Origin of the sequence: Microbacterium paraoxydans (assembly GCF_018224615.1) — a bacterium.
Lineage (GTDB): Bacteria > Actinomycetota > Actinomycetes > Actinomycetales > Microbacteriaceae > Microbacterium > Microbacterium paraoxydans_B.
This window is the reverse complement of sequence record NZ_JAGTUK010000001.1, coordinates 996,439-1,013,083: the sequence shown is the minus strand read 5'-3', so window position 1 is coordinate 1,013,083 and position 16,645 is coordinate 996,439. Positions and strand designations below refer to the sequence as shown.

Below are 16,645 nucleotides of genomic sequence, written 5' to 3'. Positions count from 1 at the left end.
CGTGCACGGAGACGTCTCGGTCGACGAGCTGCGGCTGAGCGCCGAGCTCGCCGGGGCGGGCACCACCGCGGCGAGCGCCGACCTCGCCGAGTACGCGCTGTGGCTGGGCGACGACGCGCTGATCCTGTCGCAGCAGCTCGGCGCATGGATCTCCCGCGCCCCGGAGCTGGAGGAGGATGTGGCGCTGGGCAACATCGCGCTCGACCTGCTCGGGCACGCCCGCTCGTTCCTGCACTTCGCCGGGACCTGGGACGGCCGCTCCGAGGACGACCTGGCGTACTTCCGCGACGAGCCGGAGTTCCGCAGCGCCTGGATCGTGGAGCAGCCCAACGGCGACTTCGCCCAGACCATCGCGCGGCAGTTCGTCGTGTCCACCTACCTCGTGGAGCTGTACGGCGCCCTGCGCGGCAGCTCGGAGCCGACGTTCGCAGCGATCGCGGAGAAGGCGCTCAAGGAGGTCGACTACCACCGCGACCACGCCGTGCAGTGGGTGCTGCGTCTGGCGGGCGGGACGGACGAGTCGCGCGCCCGCATGATCCGCGCCCTCACCGACGTCTGGCCGTACGTGGACGAGCTGTTCCGCGACGAGCCGCTGATCGACCGGCTGGGCGACGCCGCCGTGCGCCCCTCGAGCCTGCGCGCCGGCTTCGACGCCGTGGTCGACACCGTGTTCGCGGAGGCCGAGCTGGAGGTGCCGGCGGTCGCGGCGTCGTCGGCGGGCGGGCGCCGCGGTGCGCACGCGACTCCCCTGGGCCACCTGCTCGCAGAGATGCAGGTGCTGGCGCGACGTCACCCGGGAGCGTCATGGTGACCGGGACGACCGCCGACACCAGAGCGCGTGCCTGGCGGATCGCGGCGGCCGTGCCCGACCCCGAGGTGCCGGTGCTGACGATCGAGGACCTCGGGGTGCTGCGGGCGGTCGAGGTGGACGGTGCGGCCGTGCGCGTCGACATCACCCCCACCTACAGCGGCTGCCCGGCCATGGACACGATCCGTGACGACGTGGTGCTGGCGTTGACGGCCGCGGGTTTCGCCGACGTCGAGGTGCGGCTCGTGCTGTCTCCCGCGTGGACGACCGACTGGATGTCGGAGGAGGGGAAGCAGAAGCTCCGTGCGTACGGCATCGCCCCGCCGAGCGGTCGTGCGGCGGTATCGTCCGGTCCGATCCGCCTCGCGCTGAGCGTGCGCTGCCCGCGCTGCGGCTCGCTCGACACGCGGGAGGTGTCGCGCTTCGGCTCCACGTCGTGCAAGGCGCTGTTCGAGTGCCGTGCCTGTCTCGAGCCGTTCGACCACTTCAAGGTGCACTGATGTCGCTGTTCTCGCCCGTCCGGGCCACCGCCCCCGTCCCCGCCGCCGCGCCTCGGGCGTCCGAGCGCTCGCGTGCCCGCTTCCACACGCTCACGGTCGAGGACGTGCGACCGCTCACGGAGGACTCGGTCGAGGTCACGTTCACGGTGCCGCCCGAGCTCGCCGACGACTACGACCACCTTCCGGGGCAGTACGTGGCGCTGCGCACGACGCTCGACGGCGTCGAGGTGCGCCGGTCGTACTCCCTGTGCCGCGCGCCGGAGCACCGCAGCGACGGCGCACCGACGCGGCTCAGCGTGGCGGTCAAGCGCGACGAGGGCGGCGTGTTCTCCACGTGGGCTCAGACCGGGCTGCACCCGGGGTTCCGCATCGACGTGATGAGCCCGCAGGGCACCTTCACCTCGGGGCTCGACGGCCTCGACCGGAAGCACGTGGTGGGCATCGCGGCGGGTTCGGGCATCACGCCGCTCATGGCGCTCGCGCATACCGTGCTGTCGCGGTCGGAGACCTCGCGGTTCACGCTGCTGTTCACGAACCGCTCGACCCTCGACGTGATGTTCCTGGAGGACCTCGCCGACCTCAAGGACCGCTATCCCACGCGCCTCACGCTGCACCACGTGCTGTCGCGCGAGCAGCGCACGGCCCCCGTCCTGTCGGGGCGCCTCGACGAGCCGAAGCTGCGGACGATCCTGGGCTCGCTGATCGACCCGGCCGACGTGGACGAGTGGTTCCTGTGCGGTCCGCTCGCGCTGGTCGACCTGTGCCGCGCGGTGCTGGCCGACGTGGGCGTGCCGCGCGAGCACGTGCGCTTCGAGCTGTTCACGACGGGCGAGGAGCCGGTGCGCCAGGCCCGCCCCGTGACGGTGAGCGCCGGCGAGAAGACCGTGCGGATCGAGGTGAACCTGGACGGCGTCTCGTCGAGCGTGGAGAGCCCGGTCGCGGCGCGGGAGTCGGTGCTGAACGCGGCGCTGCGGGTGCGGCCGGACGCGCCGTTCGCGTGCGCGGGCGGCGTGTGCGGCACGTGCCGGGCGCGCGTGATCGAGGGCAGCGTCACGATGACGGAGAACTACGCCCTGGAGCCGGACGAGCTGGAGCGCGGCTACGTGCTCACGTGCCAGTCCCACCCGACCAGCGATCGCCTGGTCGTCGACTACGACGTGTGACCGGGAGGCCACGATGATCGACCTCACCATCGCCGACGGCGTCGCCACGGTCGTGCTGAACGCCCCGGCGAAGCTCAACGCGCTCGACGAGACCGCACTGGACGAGCTGGACGCCGCGTACGACACCGCGGAGGAGGCGGGGGTGCGCGCGCTCGTGCTGCGCGGCGAGGGCAGGGCGTTCTGCGCGGGGCGCGACATCTCCGCGGTCGACCCGCGAGAGGACGACGTGCGGGGGTACCTCGGCGGCGCCGTCACTCCACTGCTGCGGCGGATGGCACGCTTCCCCGCCCCGACCTTCGCGGTGGCGCACGGCGCGTGCCTGGGCGTCGGCCTCGGGCTGCTGATCGCGACCGACGTGGTGTACGTCGCGGAGTCGGCGAAGATCGGCTCGCCGTTCGCGGCCCTGGGCGCCACGCTCGACTCGGGCGGGCACGCGCTGTTCCTGGACCGGCTCGGCGCGCACAAGACGCTCGACCTCATCTACACCGGCCGCCTGATGAGCGGGACCGAGGCCGTGCAGTCCGGCCTGTTCTCCCGCGTGTTCCCCGACGACGCGGTGCTCGCGGCGACCACGGACGCGGCGGCCGCGGCGGCGCGCGGTGCCACGGCGGCGTTCCTGGCGAGCAAGGAGCTCGTGGCGCGCATCCGCGACGAGCGCCTGACCCTGTGGGACTCGATCGACGTGGAGAACGCCGCCCAGGCCGCGCTGTGCGACACCGACGACTACCGCGAGGGCTTCGCCGCGTTCCAGGAGAAGCGGAAGCCGGAGTTCCGCGGACGCTGAACGCACCGGAGCACGCCGCGTCTCCGACCGCGTGTCAAGAGGCTGCCCGGTGTCGGCGGCCGGTGGGATGATGCCCGCATGCTGCTCTCCGAGCTCGTCGCCACCACGGACGCGGTCGCGGCCACGACCTCACGCCTCGCCAAGATCGATGCCATCGCCGGGCTCCTGCGCGCCGCGGGCCCCGGCGACCTCGCCCCGCTCGTCGGCCTGCTGCTCGCAGCTCCGCGGCAGGGGCGCCTCGGGGTGGGCTGGCGCGGGCTCGCGGCGCTCGAGATCGCGCACGCCGAGGAGCCGTCGCTGACGATCGGCGAGGTCGACCGCGCGTTCGACGCCCTCGCCGCCGCCGCGGGTCCGGGGTCGGCGTCCGCGCGCAGCGACCTGCTCCGCGGGCTGGCCTCGCGCGCGACGGCCGCGGAGTGGGATTTCCTCGCCAGGTCGATGCTCGGCGAACTGCGCACCGGGGCGCTCAGCGGGGTGCTGCTCGACGCGATCGCGCGGGCCGCCGAGCAGCCGCTGGCCGTGGTGCGTCGCGCGGCCATGCTGTCGGGCGACCTCGGCGAGACCGCGCTCCTCGCCCTCACCGGCGAGCCCGGCGCGCTCGAGGAGGTGGGGTTGCGGGTCGGGCGGCCCGTGCTGCCGATGCTGGCCGCGACCGCCGCGACCCCCACCGAGGCCCTGGAGACCACGGGCCGCGCCTCGGTCGAGTACAAGCTCGACGGCGCCCGCATCCAGGTGCACCGGCGCGGTGACGAGGTGGGCATCTACACGCGCAGCCTGGCCGACGTGACCCACCGCCTGCCGGAGATCGTCGAGATCGTGCGGGGCCTGCCCGCGCGCGACGTGATCCTCGACGGCGAGACTCTCGCGCTCGACGAGGACGGCGGCCCGCGACCGTTCCAGGAGACCATGTCGCGCTTCGGGGCCGACGCCGCGCGCGAACTGGTGCTGCGTCCCTGGTTCTTCGACGTGCTGCACGTCGACGGGCGTGACCTGATCGACGAGCCGCTCGCGGTGCGGCAGGAGGTGCTGGCCGAGGTCGCCGGCGCGTGGCGCATGCCGGGCGTCGTCACCGACAGCGCCGAGGAGGCGGAGGCCCTGTCGCGCGACGCTCTCGCGGCGGGTCACGAGGGCGTCGTGGTCAAGGCCGTCGATGCCCCCTATGCCGCGGGTCGGCGTGGGGCCTCGTGGGTCAAGGTGAAGCCCGTGCTCACGTTCGACCTGGTGGTGCTCGGCGCGGAGTGGGGCTCGGGGCGGCGGCGGGGCTGGCTCTCCAACCTGCACCTGGGCGCGCGCGACCCCGAGGGCGAGTTCGGCGATCCGGGCGGGTTCGTGATGGTGGGCAAGACGTTCAAGGGCCTCACCGATGCGCTGCTGCGGTGGCAGACCGAGGAGTTCCCCGCGCACGAACTGCGGCGCACCGCGTCGACCGTGTTCCTGCGGCCCGAGCTCGTGGTGGAGATCGCGATCGACGGCGTGCAGCGGTCCCCGCGCTACCCCGGCGGCATCGCGCTGCGCTTCGCCAGGGTCAAGGGCTACCGACCCGACAAGACCGCCGCCGAGGCCGACACCATCCAGACCCTCCGGGCCCTGCTGCGCGGGTGAGCGGATCGCGGGTCAGGCGGAGGGGCTGAGGCCCTCGTCCTCCTCGCGGACGGTGCCCTGGAACGACCACGGGAAGTTGATCCACCGGTCGGTGTCCTTCCAGGCGTAGTCGGGCTGGATGATCGTGGACGGCTTGGTGTAGATCGTGACGGAGCGCACGTCGGCGCCGCGATCGGTGAGCAGTTGCACGGCGAGGGCGAGCGTGCGCCCGGAGTCGGCCACGTCGTCCACGAGCAGCACGCGACGGCCGTCGAGGTAGGCCATGTCGAGCTCGGGCGGCAGCACCTCGGGCGCATCGAGCACCGTGCCGATGCCGGTGTAGAACTCCACGTTGATCGCACCGCAGTTCTTCACGCCGAGGCCGTACGCGATGGCACCGGCCGGCAGCAGTCCGCCGCGCGCGATCGCCACGACCACCTCCGGCTCGAAGCCGCTGGCGAGGATGCTCCGCGCCAGGTCGCGCGTCGCCGCGCCGAAGCCGTCCCAGGTGAGCGTCTCGCGCTCGATCGCTGCCTCCGTCATCCGTCCATTCTCCCGCATCCGCCCACCGCGCCTCGCCGCTAGACTGGGGTCGTCCGGCCCGGCCGGTGCCTGAAAAAGAGGCACGAAGCACCCCGCATCGCCGCGGGGGCGAGACACATACGGATCCCCCCTCTCCGTCCCTGTCTCGAAAGGCTTCCGCATGCCCACCGTCTCCGCCCACGTCGCCCTCACCCTCGCCCAGCACGTCGATGCCGTCTTCGGGGTGATGGGCAACGGCAACGCCTACTTCCTCGATGCCCTGGAGAAGCAGACCGACGCCGTGTTCACGGCCGTCCGCCACGAGCAGGGCGCGGTGGTCGCCGCCGACGCGCACTTCCGGGCGTCGGGGCGGATCGCCGCTGGTACCTCCACATACGGCGCGGGCTTCACGAACACGATCACCGCGCTGGCCGAGGCCGTGCAGGCGCACGTGCCGCTCGTGCTCGTCGTGGGCGACGAGCCGACCTCGGGCCCGCGGCCGTGGGACGTCGACCAGATCGCGCTGGCGTCGGCCGTGGGCGCCCGCACCTATACGGTCGGCCGTGCCGATGCCGCGGCGACCACCGTGATCGCCGTGGAGCACGCGCTCACCTACCGGGTGCCCGTGGTGCTGGCGATCCCGTACGACGTGGCCGCGCTGGAGGCCGGAGACGTGCCGCCGGCCCCCTCCCCCCGTCTCCCCGCGCCGCTGGCTCCGCGCGGCGAGTTCGCGGAGGGCATGCTCGACGAGATCGCCGAGGCCCTGCGGGGTGCGGAGCGGCCGTTCCTGCTGGCCGGACGCGGCGCGTGGCTCTCCGGGGCTGGCGCAGCGCTGGGCGAGCTGGCCGCGCTGACCGGTGCGCTCACGGCCTCCTCGGCCCTCGGGCGGGGCATCTTCCCCGAGCCCCGTTACGACCTGGGCGTGACGGGCGGCTTCGGGGCCGACGGCGCGATGGAGCTCGTGCGCACGGCCGACGTCGCGGTCGTGTTCGGCGCCTCGCTCAACCAGTTCACGATGCGCTTCGGAGAGCTGTTCGCCCCGGGCACGCGCGTGTTCCAGGTGGATGTCGCCCCCGCCGCCACGCACGCGCACGTCGGCGGTTTCGTCCGCGCCGATGCCCGCCTGGCCGCGGAAGCCCTGGTCGCCCGGCTCACCGCCTCGGCGGCGACCGCGGGGCACGCGCACCGGCCGTGGCGGGAGCGCGTCGACGTCGCGGCCGCCCGCACGTACGAGCCGGGTGACGAGCTCGCTCCCGACGGCCGGCTCGACCCGCGCTCCGCGGCGCGCCGCATCGCCGAGCTGCTGCCGGAGGACCGGGTCGTGGTCTCCGACGGCGGACACTTCATCGGCTGGGCCAACATGTACTGGCCCGTCGCGGCCCCCGACCGGATGATGATGGTGGGCACCGCGTTCCAGTCGATCGGTCAGGGCTGGCCCAGCGTCGTCGGTGCGGCCCTCGCCCGCCGCGACTCGACGGTCGTGCTGACCTCGGGCGACGGCGGCGGCCTCATGGCGATCGCAGACCTGGAGTCGGCCGTGCGCGCGGCGGGCGGCCGGGGCATGGCGGTCGTGTGGAACGACGCGGCCTACGGCGCCGAGGTCAACCTGTACGGGCTCAAGGGGCTCGCCGAGGGCCCGATGCGCATCCCCGAGGTCGACTTCGCCGCGTTCGGTGCGGCCGTGGGCGCGGAGGGCGTGGTGGTCCGCACGCTCGCCGACCTCGACCGCCTCGCCACGTGGTCTGCGGAAGACCCGGCCGAGCGACGCTTCCTGCTCCTCGACCTGCGCATCTCGGGAGACGTGATCGCGCCGTATCAGCAGGAGATCATCCGCGTGAACTCCTGATCGCGGTCGCCGGTAGGCTCCCGCGTATGACGGATGCCCCCGAGATCCTGCGCTTCAGCGCGTTCGCCGCGACCCCCGAGGGCGGGAACCCTGCGGGGGTCGTGCTCGACGCCTCCGGGCTGGGCGACGCCGAGATGCAGCGGATCGCCGCCGCCGTGGGCTACTCGGAGACCGCGTTCGTGACGGGGCGCGCGGACGACGGCGGCTACCGCGTGCGCTACTGGTCGCCCGCCGCGGAGGTGCCGTTCTGCGGACACGCGACCGTCGCGACGGCGGTCGCACTGGCCGAGCGAGAGGGGGCGGGCAGGGTGGTGTTCGAGACCGCGGCGGGCGCGGTGACCATGGAGTCGTTCGCCGACGCGGACGGGCGCGTGACGGTGTCGTTCACGAGCGTCGAGCCCGAGGTCCGCGACCTCGCCACCGACGTGCGCGACCGGCTGCTCGACCTGCTGGGCCTGACCGCCGACGACCTCGACCCGCGGTTCCCGGTGCGGGAGGCGTTCGCCGGCAACTGGCACCCCATCGTGTTCGTGCGCGACCGGGAGCTGTTCCACCAGTTCCGCTTCTCCCCTTCCCCGGTCGCCGCGCTCATGCGCGAGCAGGGGTGGCTCGGCACGATCACGGTGCTGCACGGCGACGACCCCGCCGACCTCGAAGCGCGCAACCTCTTCCCGGTCGGACGCATCACGGAAGACCCGGCGACGGGTTCCGCGGCGGCCTCGGTCGGCGCGTACCTGCGCGCGCAGGGCTACCCCGGCGACACCGTGCGCGTGCGCCAGGGCCACCATGTCGGCCGTCCGAGCGAGCTGCGCGTGGCGATCCCGGCCGCGGGCGGCATCGTGGTCTCCGGCGGCGCGACCCGCATCACCGAGCCCTGAGTCCGCGGGGGCACCCGCGCACGAGTGCCCCCGCGGCGGCCTTCAGCTCTGGGCGCTGTAGTCCGGGATCTCCTGCAGGGTCCAGGTGTTGCCGTCCGGGTCGTCGAAGCGCACGAAACGGCCCCACGCCTGCTCGTCCACGCCGTCGGCCGCCACTCCGAGTCCGCGCAGGTGCGCAAGGGCCTCGTCGGCGTCCGGCACCACCACCTGGATCGTGTTCTGATCACCGGGGCGCATGCCCGTGTCGAGCCCCACCCCGAACGCGATCGAGCAGGCCGACCCCGGCGGGGTCATCTGCACGAACCGCAGCCCCTCGTACGGCACCTGGTCGTGGTCGGCGTGGAAGCCGATCCTCTCGTAGAACTCCTTCGCCCGGTCGACATCCGACACGGGCACGAAGATGAGCTCGATCTTCCAGTCCATCCGACACTCCTCCTGTCCGGGCGCCGTCGCCCGTCGCGCCTCACGGTACGCGGGGCCGCCGACACACGCCAGGACCCCGCGCCCGGGGTCAGCGCGCCGGGACGAACGCCCCGGCCAGGAAGCCGTCGAGTTCCGTCACCGCGTCGAGCGGCAGGATCGCGGCCACGTACTGGTCGGGCCGCACCACCACCACCACGCCGTCACGGGACAGCTCGCGCGCCTCGAAGATGTCGGTCGCGCACCACTTGCTCGGACCGGCGGCGTACACCTTCTCCCAGTCGGTGAGGCCGAGGGGGCCGGTCTTCGGCTGGAACAGCGCGGGGGCCGAGGTCACCTCGACCTCTTCGAACGGCTGCTGGTAGACGGCCTTCACGTCGAACACGGCGTCCTGGTCGGCATCGGCCGGGGTGAAGCGCGCGAACACGGGCGCCGCGGCGTCGGCCCACGTCGCGAGCGCCTCGCCCGTCCGGTCGCCGAACGCGTAGACGCGCCAGCGCCCGTCGGCCGTGGCGTGGTGCCCGAGGTGGATGACGTTGCCGTCGCCGACCCGCACGACCTCGGCCGACTTGAAGCGCTTGCCGAGCGGGTAGCCCGCCGCGAGCTGCTGGTGCGCGTCGGTCCCGGTGATCATCGACGACGTGTACTGCGTCATGAACCCGGACGGGAACTCCGCGGTGGCCAGGTAGTAGGTCGCGAGCTCGTTCGGGTCGGAGATCTCCTCCGGCTTGCGGGCCATGAGGCTCGACCACTCGCGGTCGAAGTCGATCAGTTGCTGCGCGACGGGCCGCCGTTCGGCGCCGTAGGTGGCCAGCAGCGCCTCGGGGGCGCGGCCGGTCAGCACGGAGCCGAGCTTCCAGCCGAGGTTGAAGCCGTCCTGCATCGACACGTTCATGCCCTGTCCGGCCTTGGCGCTGTGCGTGTGGCAGGCGTCGCCGGTGAGGAACACGCGCGGGTGGCGATCCTCGCCCTCGTCCACGTCGTCGAAGCCGTCGGTCACGCGGTGACCCACCTCGTACACGCTGTGCCAGGCGACCTCGCGCACGTCGAGCGTGTACGGGTGGAGGATCTCGTTGGCGCGGCGGATGATCTCCTCGATCGGTGTCTGGCGCACACGGTGGTCGTCGTCGGCGGCCACCTCGCCCAGGTCGATGTACATGCGGCTCAGGTAGCCGCCCTCGCGCGGGATGTGCAGGATGTTGCCGGCCGCGGAGTTGATGGCGCACTTGGTGCGCCAGTCGGGGAAGTCGGTGTTGACGAGCACGTCCATGACGCCCCACGCGTGCGCCGCGCTCGCGCCGACGTGCGTGCGGCCGATGGCCTGGCGCACGCCGCTGCGCGCGCCGTCGCAGCCCGCGACGTACTTCGCCCGGATCGTGCGCTCCTCGCCCGCGCGCTCGCCCGCGACGTGGCGGACGCGCACCTCGACCGGGTACTCGCCTTCGTCGTGGACGGTGAGGCCGAGGAACTCGACGCCGTAGTCGGGCGTGATGCGGCCGGGGCCGTTCGCCGCGGCCTCGGCGAAGTAGTCGAGCACGCGGGCCTGGTTCACGATCAGGTGCGGGAACTCGCAGATGTCGTACGCGTAGTCGGCCGTGCGGGAGGTGCGCACGATGCGGTCGCGGTGCTCGGGGTCGGGGCCCCAGAAGTTCATCCAGCCGATGTTGTACGCCTCGGCGATGATGCGCTCGGCGAACCCGAACGCCTGGAACGTCTCGACGCTGCGCGGCTGGATGCCGTCGGCCTGCCCGAGCACCAGACGGCCCTCGCGCTTCTCGATGAGGCGCGTGGAGATGTCGGGGTACTGCGACATCTGCGCCGCGAGCAGCATGCCGGCGGGGCCGGAGCCGACGATCAGCACGTCGAGCTCGTCGGGGAGGTCCGCGGGACGGTCGGTGCCGAGGCCGGCGGCGTCGTGCACGCGCGGGTCTCCGGAGACATAGCCGTGGTGGTGGAACTGCATCGTCGTCGATTCCTTCCGGACGTCGCTGTCGGGTGTTGCGTCGCGGAGACTCGTGTTCTATATTCGAACACAGAGTTCTACTATTGAACACAGCCTAGACGGGTGCCCCGAGCACCGCAAGGAGCAGACGCATGCCCTCGCCGACGACCGCCGCTCCCGCCTCGCAGACCCTGAGCCGCGGGATCCGCATCCTCGAGGTGCTCTCCGACGCCCGCACCCCCCTCACGATCGACGAGATCGCCGCCCGGCTCGACGTGCACCGCTCGATCGCCTACCGGCTCCTGCGCACCCTGGAAGACCACCGGCTCGTGACCAGGGACGCCTCGGGAGCCGTCGCCCTCGGCGCACGCATGGCCGCCCTCGCCGCCGGCGTCGCGCACGACCTGCAGGCCGAGGCACTGCCCGAGCTCACCGCCATCGCGAACGAGCTCGGCATGACCTGCTTCCTCGCCGTGCTCGACGGCACCGACTGCATCACCCTCGCGAGCGTCGAGCCCCGGCACGCGGTGGCCAGCGTCGCGCAGCGCCCCGGGGCCAGGCACCCCGTCACGGTCGGCGCGCCCGGAAAGGCCATCCTGGCGCAGCTGCCGCCGAGCGACTGGCCCCGCGACACCTCCCCCGCCTTGCGCGCCGAGGTCGAGGCCGTGTCGACCCGCGGGTACACCACCAGCCACGACGAGGTCATCCCCACGGTGCAGTCGGTCGCGGTGCCCCTGGCGCTGCGCGGACAGCGGCCGTGCGCGATCGCGGTCGTGCACGTGGCGACCGACCTCGACGACGCCGAGATCGCCGCACGCCTCCAGCGCTCCGCCGCCGTGGTCCGCGGCGCCCTGGACGGCTGAGCCGCCACCGCACGCCCGCACGCGCGAGAGCGCACGCCCCGCGGCGGGACGTGCGCTCTCGGAGCTCTCCGCGGTCAGGCTTTCGCGAGCCCGCGGATCGGGCTGACCGACTGCTCCTCCTCGTGATCCGGGCCGAGCGGGATGCCCGACCGGTCGCGCAGCAGCAGGGTCGCGAGGAGCCCCAGGGCGGTCATGCCGGCGAGGTACCAGGTGACCGCGTCGGTCGAACCGGTGGCCTTCACGATCGCCGTGGCGATGAGGGGCGCGAACGCCCCACCGGCGATCGCACCGATCGCGTAGGAGATCGAGACGCCGGAGAAGCGGATGCTGGCCGGGAACAGCTCGGTGTACAGCGCGGCCTGCGGGCCGTAGGTGAAGCCGAGACCGATGGTGAGGATCGCGAGCCCGGCGAACAGCAGGCCGATCTCGCCGGTGTTGACGAGCGGGAACAGCGTGAACACACCGATCAGCTGGAGGACCCAGCCGATCAGGTAGGTCGTGCGGCGGCCGAGCCGGTCCGACACCCACCCGGCGAGCAGCGTCGTGAGCAGCCACGTGACCGCCGAGCCGGTGACGGCCCACAGCACGGGTCCGCGCTCGAGGCCGATCGGCCCCTCCGGGTCGGTCGCGTACCCCTGGATGTAGCCGCCGGTGGTCATGTAGCCCACGGCGTTGTTTCCGGCGAACACGAGCGCCGCGATGATCACGAGCAGCGCGTGCTTGCGGAACAGCTGCACGATCGGCATCTTCGCCTTCTCCTTGCGCTCGGCGAGCTCGGCGAACACCGGGCTCTCCTCCACGCGGCGGCGCACGTAGTAGCCGACGAGGATCAGCACCACGCTCAGCAGGAACGGCACGCGCCAGCCCCACGCGAGGAACTGGTCACCGGGGGCGATCGCGGTCATGAGCGCCATGACCCCCGAGGCGAGCAGCAGGCCGAGCGGCACGCCGATCTGCGGGGAGGCACCGAAGATGCCGCGCTTCTTCCGCGGGGCGTGCTCGACGGCCATCAGCACGGCGCCGCCCCATTCGCCGCCGGCCGAGATGCCCTGCACGATGCGCAGCAGCACCAGGAGCACCGGGGCCATCACGCCGATGGTCTCGTAGGTCGGCAGCACACCGATCAGCGCGGTGGCGGCGCCCATCAGGATGAGCGTCCACATCAGCACGACCTTGCGGCCGAGCTTGTCGCCGTAGTGCCCGGCGAGGAAAGCGCCGAGCGGGCGGAACAGGAAGCTGACGCCGACCGTGGCGAAGCCGACCAGGGCGCTGTTGGCACCCAGCGGCGCGAAGAAGAGCTGTCCGAAGACGAGCCCGACCGCCGTGGCGTAGATGAAGAAGTCGTACCACTCGACGGTGGTCCCGACGACGGTGGCGAACACGACGCGGCGCCGGTCGGCCGCCGTCGCGATGGTTCCGGTGGGCGTGAACCCACTGTGTGACTGCCCGCTCATGGGGTGTCTCCTTTGCTTGTGACCGCATTGTCACGGCGTGCGCGGACGTGAATCCGATGTGCTTGCCGAGGGGTGACACGATGATATATGATTTCGAATACGACGCACAACGCGTTCTGCATCACCTGCACACCAGCGCGAGGAGGCGCCCCCGTGACGGATCCCATCACCCGCCCCGGCAAGATCATCGCGATCCACCTGAGCTACGTCTCGCGCGCCGACCAGCGCGGCCGCCGCCCCGCCGCCCCCTCCTACTTCTTCAAGCCGGCGAGCTCCGTCGGCGTCTCCGGCGGCACGGTCGAGCGTCCGGCCGGCACCGAACTGCTGGCGTTCGAGGGCGAGATCGCGCTCGTGATCGGCACGGCCGCGCGCCGCGTCTCCCTCGCCGACGCCTGGGACCACGTGGGCTGGGTGACCGCCTCGAACGATCTCGGCCTGTACGACCTGCGCGCCAACGACAAGGGCTCGAACGTGCGCTCGAAGGGCGGCGACGGCTACACCCCGCTCGGCCCCGAGCTCATCGACGCGCGCACGGTCGACCCCGCCGCCCTCCGGGTGCGCACGTGGGTCAACGGCGAGCTGCGCCAGGACGACACCACCGCGGGGCTCCTCTTCCCGCTCGCACAGCTCGTCGCCGACCTGTCGCAGCACTTCACGCTCGAGCCCGGCGACGTGATCCTCACGGGCACCCCGGCCGGCTCGTCCGTGATCGTGCCGGGCGACGTGGTCGAGGTCGAGGTCGACGCGCCGGACGCCCCCGGCGCTCCGAGCTCGGGCCGCCTGGTGACCACCGTGACCCAGGGCGACGTCCCGTTCGACGGCGACCTGGGCTCGCTGCCCGCCGTGGACGACCTGCAGCGCACCGAGGCCTGGGGCTCGCGCGAGGAGGCGGGACTCCCGCCGCAGGAGTCGGCCCCGACGCTGACCCCCGAGCTGCGCGCACAGCTCCTGGAGGCCCCCACCGCGGGACTCTCGGCCCAGCTGCGCAAGCGCGGCCACCACTCGTGCTTCATCGACGGCGTCGCCGCGAATCTCCCCGGCACCAAGATCGTCGGCACGGCCAAGACGCTGCGCTTCGTGCCGTTCCGCGAAGACCTGTTCCGCACGCACGGCGGCGGCTACAACGCCCAGAAGCGCGCGTTCGACGCGGTCGAGGAGGGCGAGGTCATCGTGATCGAGGCCCGCGGCGACGCGACGACGGGCACGCTCGGCGACATCCTCGCGCTGCGGGCGCAGCACCGCGGAGCCGCGGGCGTCGTCACCGACGGAGGCGTGCGCGACTTCGACGCGGTCGCCGAGATCGGGCTGCCCGTGTTCTCGCAGGGCGCGCACCCCTCCGTGCTCGGCCGCAAGCACGTGCCGTGGGACGTCGACGTCACGATCTCGTGCGGCGGCGCAACCGTGCAGCCCGGCGACATCATCGTGGGCGACGGCGACGGCGTGATCGTCATCCCGCCCGCCCTGGCCGCCGAGGTCGCCGCCGACGCGATCGCGCAGGAGATCGAAGACGCCTGGATCGCGGAGCAGGTCGCCGCCGGCCACCCCGTCGACGGCCTCTTCCCGATGAACGCCGAGTGGCGCGCCCGCTACGAGGCCGCGACACGCCCCGCGCCTCGGTTCCTGAGCGAGGAGCGCAGCGACGAGACGACGGACGCCGACGCCGACCGGAGCGCGCGATGAGCACGGTCGAGAGCGCCAGCAAGTCCGAGCAGGCGTACGCCTGGATCCGCTCGCGCATCTCCGCGCACACCTACGGCCCCGGCTACCGGCTGGTGCTCGGCCCCATCGCCGAGGAGCTGGGCATGAGCGTGGTGCCGGTGCGCGAGGCCATCCGGCGCCTGGAGGCCGAGGGTCTCGTCACGTTCGAGCGCAACGTGGGCGCCCGCGTGACCCTGGTCGACGAGGGCGAGTACGCCCACACCATGCAGACGCTCGGACTGGTCGAGGGTGCCGCGACCGCGCTGTCCGCTCCCCTGCTCGACGCGGACGCGCTGGCGGAGGCGGCCGAGGTCAACGAGCGCATGGCCAGACTGCTCGACCACTTCGACCCGCACACCTTCACCGAGCTCAACCGCCGGTTCCACTCCGTGCTGTTCGAGCCGTGCCCCAACCCGCACCTGCTCGACCTCGTGCACCGCGGCTGGGCGCGGCTGTCCGGCATCCGCGACTCCACGTTCGCGTACGTGCCCGGCCGCGCGCACCACTCCGTGGACGAGCACACCCAGATCCTCGAGCTGATCCGCGACGGCGCCGAGCCGCTGGAGATCGAGCTCGCCGCCCGCAACCACCGTTGGCGCACGAGGGACGCGTTCCTCGATGCCCTGCACACCCGTTCCGCTCACGCCGAAGGAGAAGCCTCATGACCGACTCCCGTATCCCCGCAGACCTCCCCGACCACATCCAGCACTACATCGACGGCGCGTTCGTCGACTCGGTCGACGGCGACACGTTCGACGTGCTCGACCCGGTGACCAACCAGACCTACACGACCGCCGCCGCCGGGAAGAAGGCCGACATCGACCGGGCCGTCGCCGCTGCCAAGCGCGCGTTCGACGAGGGCCCCTGGCCGCGCATGCTGCCGCGCGAGCGCTCGCGCGTGCTGCACCGGATCGCCGACATCGTCGAGTCCCGCGACGCCCGCCTCGCCGAGCTCGAGTCGTACGACTCCGGTCTGCCGATCACGCAGGCGCTGGGCCAGGCCCGCCGCGCGGCCGAGAACTTCCGCTTCTTCGCCGACCTGATCGTGGCGCAGGCCGACGACGCGTTCAAGGTGCCCGGTCGCCAGATGAACTACGTCAACCGCAAGCCGATCGGCGTCGCCGGTCTCATCACGCCGTGGAACACGCCGTTCATGCTCGAGTCGTGGAAGCTCGGCCCCGCGCTCGCGACCGGCAACACGGTCGTGCTGAAGCCGGCCGAGTTCACCCCGCTGTCCGCGTCGCTGTGGGCGGGCATCTTCGAGGAGGCCGGGCTTCCTGCCGGCGTGTTCAACCTCGTGAACGGACTCGGCGAGGATGCCGGCGACGCGCTCGTGAAGCACCCCGACGTCCCGCTCATCTCCTTCACCGGCGAGAGCCGCACGGGTCAGATCATCTTCGGCAACGCCGCCCCCTTCCTGAAGGGCCTGTCGATGGAGCTCGGCGGCAAGTCGCCCGCGGTCGTGTTCGCCGACGCCGACCTGGAGGCTGCGGTCGACGCGACCATCTTCGGAGTGTTCTCCCTCAACGGCGAGCGCTGCACGGCGGGTTCGCGCATCCTGGTCGAGCGCTCGATCTACGACGAGTTCGTCGAGCGTTACGCCGCCCAGGCGAAGCGCGTGAAGGTGGGCTACCCGCACGACCCCGAGACCGAGGTCGGCGCCCTGGTGCACCCCGAGCACTACGACAAGGTCATGTCGTACGTGGAGATCGGCAAGACCGAGGGGCGCCTGGTAGCCGGTGGCGGTCGCCCCGAGGGCTTCGAGGAGGGCAACTTCGTCGCACCGACCGTGTTCGCCGACGTCTCCCCCGACGCCCGCATCTTCCAGGAGGAGATCTTCGGGCCGGTCGTCGCGATCACGCCGTTCGACTCCGACGAGGAGGCGCTGTCGCTCGCCAACAACACCAAGTACGGTCTCGCGGCCTACATCTGGACCAACGACCTCAAGCGTGCGCACAACTTCGCGCAGTCGGTCGAGGCCGGCATGGTGTGGCTGAACAGCAACAACGTGCGAGACCTGCGCACCCCGTTCGGCGGCGTGAAGGCGTCCGGCCTCGGGCACGAGGGCGGCTACCGCTCGATCGACTTCTACACCGACCAGCAGAGCGTGCACATCACGCTGGGCCCTGCCCACAACCCCACGTTCGGCAAGAACTGACCCGCCGCACACGAGCAAGGACGCTGAC

15 protein-coding genes are annotated in these 16,645 nt (G+C 72.4%); 11 read left to right on the top strand and 4 right to left on the bottom strand.

Translation table 11 applies throughout. The features are described from left to right. Position 1 precedes the first annotated feature (1 nt). The 5 genes from paaC to KE274_RS04760 all read left to right on the top strand — a co-directional run bounded on the left by paaC (position 2) and on the right by KE274_RS04760 (position 4,857). Positions 2–811: a 1,2-phenylacetyl-CoA epoxidase subunit PaaC gene (gene paaC, locus KE274_RS04780; protein ID WP_431807018.1), complete on the top strand. Its 810-nt coding sequence runs from the start codon at positions 2–4 to the stop codon at positions 809–811. Beyond that, positions 805–1,308, top strand: a complete 504-nt coding sequence (gene paaD, locus KE274_RS04775; RefSeq protein WP_211541493.1) for a 1,2-phenylacetyl-CoA epoxidase subunit PaaD — start codon at positions 805–807, stop codon at positions 1,306–1,308. The genes paaC and paaD overlap by 7 nt, the downstream gene beginning before the upstream one ends. After that, positions 1,308–2,471, top strand: coding sequence for a 1,2-phenylacetyl-CoA epoxidase subunit PaaE (gene paaE / locus KE274_RS04770; RefSeq protein WP_211541492.1), 1,164 nt, complete (start codon positions 1,308–1,310; stop codon positions 2,469–2,471). The genes paaD and paaE overlap by 1 nt, the downstream gene beginning before the upstream one ends. A 13-nt stretch (positions 2,472–2,484) precedes the next feature. Then, positions 2,485–3,255: an enoyl-CoA hydratase/isomerase family protein gene (locus tag KE274_RS04765; protein ID WP_211541491.1), complete on the top strand. Its 771-nt coding sequence runs from the start codon at positions 2,485–2,487 to the stop codon at positions 3,253–3,255. A 78-nt stretch (positions 3,256–3,333) separates the two neighbouring features. Then, the gene (locus tag KE274_RS04760; RefSeq protein WP_211541490.1) at positions 3,334–4,857 is read left to right on the top strand and encodes an ATP-dependent DNA ligase; all 1,524 of its coding nucleotides are present in this window, start codon (positions 3,334–3,336) and stop codon (positions 4,855–4,857) included. 12 nt (positions 4,858–4,869) lie between these two features. Here KE274_RS04760 and KE274_RS04755 read toward each other — a convergent pair whose 3' ends face one another. After that, positions 4,870–5,379 (bottom strand): phosphoribosyltransferase, encoded by a 510-nt coding sequence (locus tag KE274_RS04755; RefSeq protein ID WP_211541489.1) that lies wholly within the window; start codon positions 5,377–5,379, stop codon positions 4,870–4,872. A 160-nt stretch (positions 5,380–5,539) separates the two neighbouring features. Here KE274_RS04755 and KE274_RS04750 point away from each other — a divergent pair, with 160 nt between their 5' ends. Beyond that, a complete protein-coding gene (locus KE274_RS04750) occupies positions 5,540–7,204 on the top strand; it encodes a thiamine pyrophosphate-binding protein (RefSeq protein WP_211541488.1) in 1,665 nt (554 codons plus the stop codon). 26 nt (positions 7,205–7,230) lie between these two features. After that, on the top strand, positions 7,231–8,082 hold the full coding sequence (locus tag KE274_RS04745) for a PhzF family phenazine biosynthesis protein (protein ID WP_211541487.1): 852 nt from the start codon (positions 7,231–7,233) through the stop codon (positions 8,080–8,082). A 42-nt stretch (positions 8,083–8,124) separates the two neighbouring features. Here KE274_RS04745 and KE274_RS04740 read toward each other — a convergent pair whose 3' ends face one another. Then, positions 8,125–8,505, bottom strand: coding sequence for a VOC family protein (locus tag KE274_RS04740; RefSeq protein ID WP_211541486.1), 381 nt, complete (start codon positions 8,503–8,505; stop codon positions 8,125–8,127). Positions 8,506–8,593: 88 nt separating this feature from the next. Beyond that, on the bottom strand, positions 8,594–10,465 hold the full coding sequence (locus KE274_RS04735) for an FAD-dependent monooxygenase (RefSeq protein WP_211541485.1): 1,872 nt from the start codon (positions 10,463–10,465) through the stop codon (positions 8,594–8,596). Between the two features lie 131 nt (positions 10,466–10,596). On the opposite strand from KE274_RS04735, the gene KE274_RS04730 reads away from it, so the two are divergent. After that, on the top strand, positions 10,597–11,307 hold the full coding sequence (locus tag KE274_RS04730) for an IclR family transcriptional regulator (protein ID WP_211541484.1): 711 nt from the start codon (positions 10,597–10,599) through the stop codon (positions 11,305–11,307). Between the two features lie 74 nt (positions 11,308–11,381). Here the strand turns inward: KE274_RS04730 and KE274_RS04725 are convergent, their stop codons facing one another. After that, complete coding sequence (locus KE274_RS04725) at positions 11,382–12,761, bottom strand: MFS transporter (RefSeq protein ID WP_211541483.1); 1,380 nt, start codon at positions 12,759–12,761, stop codon at positions 11,382–11,384. A gap of 153 nt (positions 12,762–12,914) precedes the next feature. Between KE274_RS04725 and KE274_RS04720 the strand changes: the two genes are divergently transcribed. From KE274_RS04720 to hpaE, 3 genes are read left to right on the top strand one after another with little or no spacing between them, the layout of a single operon-like run. Beyond that, positions 12,915–14,441 (top strand): fumarylacetoacetate hydrolase family protein, encoded by a 1,527-nt coding sequence (locus tag KE274_RS04720; protein WP_307872149.1) that lies wholly within the window; start codon positions 12,915–12,917, stop codon positions 14,439–14,441. Further along, positions 14,438–15,124 (top strand): GntR family transcriptional regulator, encoded by a 687-nt coding sequence (locus KE274_RS04715; protein WP_211541482.1) that lies wholly within the window; start codon positions 14,438–14,440, stop codon positions 15,122–15,124. Before KE274_RS04720 ends, KE274_RS04715 begins: the two co-directional genes overlap by 4 nt. Continuing rightward, positions 15,121–16,617: a 5-carboxymethyl-2-hydroxymuconate semialdehyde dehydrogenase gene (gene hpaE, locus KE274_RS04710; protein WP_211541481.1), complete on the top strand. Its 1,497-nt coding sequence runs from the start codon at positions 15,121–15,123 to the stop codon at positions 16,615–16,617. The genes KE274_RS04715 and hpaE overlap by 4 nt, the downstream gene beginning before the upstream one ends. Positions 16,618–16,645: the final 28 nt, after the last annotated feature.

Coding starts and splice junctions, on each gene's coding strand:
- paaD (WP_211541493.1), top strand. CDS start 805: ATGGTGACCGGGACGACCGCCGACACCAGAGCGCGTGCCTGGCGGATC.
- paaE (WP_211541492.1), top strand. CDS start 1,308: ATGTCGCTGTTCTCGCCCGTCCGGGCCACCGCCCCCGTCCCCGCCGCC.
- KE274_RS04765 (WP_211541491.1), top strand. CDS start 2,485: ATGATCGACCTCACCATCGCCGACGGCGTCGCCACGGTCGTGCTGAAC.
- KE274_RS04760 (WP_211541490.1), top strand. CDS start 3,334: ATGCTGCTCTCCGAGCTCGTCGCCACCACGGACGCGGTCGCGGCCACG.
- KE274_RS04755 (WP_211541489.1), bottom strand. CDS start 5,379: ATGACGGAGGCAGCGATCGAGCGCGAGACGCTCACCTGGGACGGCTTC.
- KE274_RS04750 (WP_211541488.1), top strand. CDS start 5,540: ATGCCCACCGTCTCCGCCCACGTCGCCCTCACCCTCGCCCAGCACGTC.
- KE274_RS04745 (WP_211541487.1), top strand. CDS start 7,231: ATGACGGATGCCCCCGAGATCCTGCGCTTCAGCGCGTTCGCCGCGACC.
- KE274_RS04740 (WP_211541486.1), bottom strand. CDS start 8,505: ATGGACTGGAAGATCGAGCTCATCTTCGTGCCCGTGTCGGATGTCGAC.
- KE274_RS04735 (WP_211541485.1), bottom strand. CDS start 10,465: ATGCAGTTCCACCACCACGGCTATGTCTCCGGAGACCCGCGCGTGCAC.
- KE274_RS04730 (WP_211541484.1), top strand. CDS start 10,597: ATGCCCTCGCCGACGACCGCCGCTCCCGCCTCGCAGACCCTGAGCCGC.
- KE274_RS04725 (WP_211541483.1), bottom strand. CDS start 12,761: ATGAGCGGGCAGTCACACAGTGGGTTCACGCCCACCGGAACCATCGCG.
- KE274_RS04715 (WP_211541482.1), top strand. CDS start 14,438: ATGAGCACGGTCGAGAGCGCCAGCAAGTCCGAGCAGGCGTACGCCTGG.
- hpaE (WP_211541481.1), top strand. CDS start 15,121: ATGACCGACTCCCGTATCCCCGCAGACCTCCCCGACCACATCCAGCAC.